The organism is Methylobacterium sp. CCH5-D2 (assembly GCF_001556475.1).
In the GTDB taxonomy this organism is placed as follows: domain Bacteria; phylum Pseudomonadota; class Alphaproteobacteria; order Rhizobiales; family Beijerinckiaceae; genus Methylobacterium; species Methylobacterium hispanicum.
The window spans coordinates 1-1652 of sequence record NZ_LSIX01000500.1 but is presented as its reverse complement, the minus strand read 5'-3'; the positions used below and the strand labels follow the sequence as shown (position 1 = coordinate 1652).

Annotated in this window: 1 protein-coding gene and 1 pseudogene; both read left to right on the top strand. The window is 71.7% G+C overall.

The features are described from left to right. Window positions 1-183: 183 nt before the first annotated feature. Complete coding sequence (locus AX737_RS12770; protein WP_066921853.1) at window positions 184-477, top strand: succinate dehydrogenase assembly factor 2; 294 nt, start codon at window positions 184-186, stop codon at window positions 475-477. A 109-nt stretch (window positions 478-586) separates the two neighbouring features. Beyond that, window positions 587-1652, top strand: a pseudogene (locus tag AX737_RS12765) (transcription-repair coupling factor); the annotation flags it as partial.

Below are 1652 nucleotides of genomic sequence, written 5' to 3'. Positions count from 1 at the left end.
CACCCGGCTTTCTGCGAAAGCAGACCTCTCCCTATGGGAGAGGGGACCCGCGCTTTCTCGGACAGCGCGGCGAGGCGGCACGGCGCGCAGCGCTGCCCCGTCCCGGTGCCGACGCGTCGCGCTCGCATCTGGCGGCCGGAGACTCTACATGAGCGGGCGACCACCATTGCCCAGGATCGTCCGATGTCCGGCACCACCCGCTCCAGCGCGGATCTCGACCCGCGCCGCCGCCGCACCCTCTACCGCGCCTGGCACCGGGGCATCCGCGAGATGGACCTGATCATGGGCCGCTTCGCCGACGCGGAGATCGGCACGCTCTCGGACGAGGAGCTGACCGCGTTCGAGGCGCTGATCGAGGTGCCGGACCGCGACCTGTTCGGCTGGCTCACCGGCGAGAGCGCGGTGCCGGAGAACTACGACACCGCGGTCTACCGGCGCCTCAAGGCGTTCCACAAGCACGACGCGCCGATCCACTGATCGGGCGCGACCGACGACGGCGCGCGGCCCCGGCTGCGCGCTCCCTCCCCCTCTGCGGGGGAGGGAGACGGCGCGGGTCTTGAAGAACAGAATCGACAGCACGATCCAGATGGCTAAACCCCAGCCCAAGCCCCCGGCACCCGCACCGAAGCCGCAGGTCGCGCGCTTCGCCCTGCCGAAATCCGCGCCGCTCACCAAGGCGATCGACGCCCTCAAGGCCGGCGACAGCCCGGTCCTGGCGGGCGTGCCCGAGGGCTTCGACGCCCTCGTGGTGGCCGACCTCGCCCGCGCCCTGTCGCGCGGGCACGAGGGCCCGGCGGTGCTGGTCCACGTGGCGCGCGATTCCGGGCGCTCGGCGGCCTTCGCGAGCGCGCTGCGCTTCGTCGCCCCCGAGATCGAGGCGATGAGCGTGCCGGCCTGGGACTGCCAGCCCTACGACCGCACCTCCCCGACCGCCGCCGTCTCGGCCCAGCGCATGACCGCGCTCTCGCGCCTCACCCGGTCGCGCTCCACGGAAGAAGCGCCCCGCATCCTCCTCACCACGGTCAACGCCCTGGTGCAGCGCGTGCCCCCGCGCGACCGCATCGCGGTCGAGACCTTCTCGGCGGCGATCGGCAACGTCGTGTCGATGGACAAGGTGGTGGCCTGGGTCGAGGCCAACGGCTTCCTGCGCACGGGGACGGTGCGCGACACCGGCGAGTACGCGGTGCGCGGCGGCATCCTCGACCTCTCGCCGCCGGGGCTGCCGAACCCGATCCGCCTCGACTTCTTCGGCGACACGCTGGAATCGATCCGCGCCTTCGATCCGGAGACGCAGCGTACGGTGGGGCAATTGCGCTCCCTCGACCTCGTGCCGATGAGCGAGGTGCAGCTCACCACCGAGACGATCCGGCGCTTCCGCCAGGGCTACATCACCAGCTTCGGCGCGGTGACCCGCGACGACCGCCTCTACGAGACGGTGAGCGAGGGCCGCCGCTACAGCGGCCTCGAACACTGGATGCCGCTCTTCTACGACAAGCTCGACACCCTGTTCGACTACGTGCCGGGCGTGCCGCTCGTCTTCGACCCGCAGGTCGAGGACGCGGTGTCCGAGCGCATCGCCCTGGTGCAGGACTACTTCCAGGCCCGCGAATCGGCGCTCAAGACCCCGCAGGCGGGCGTCGCGCCCTACAAGC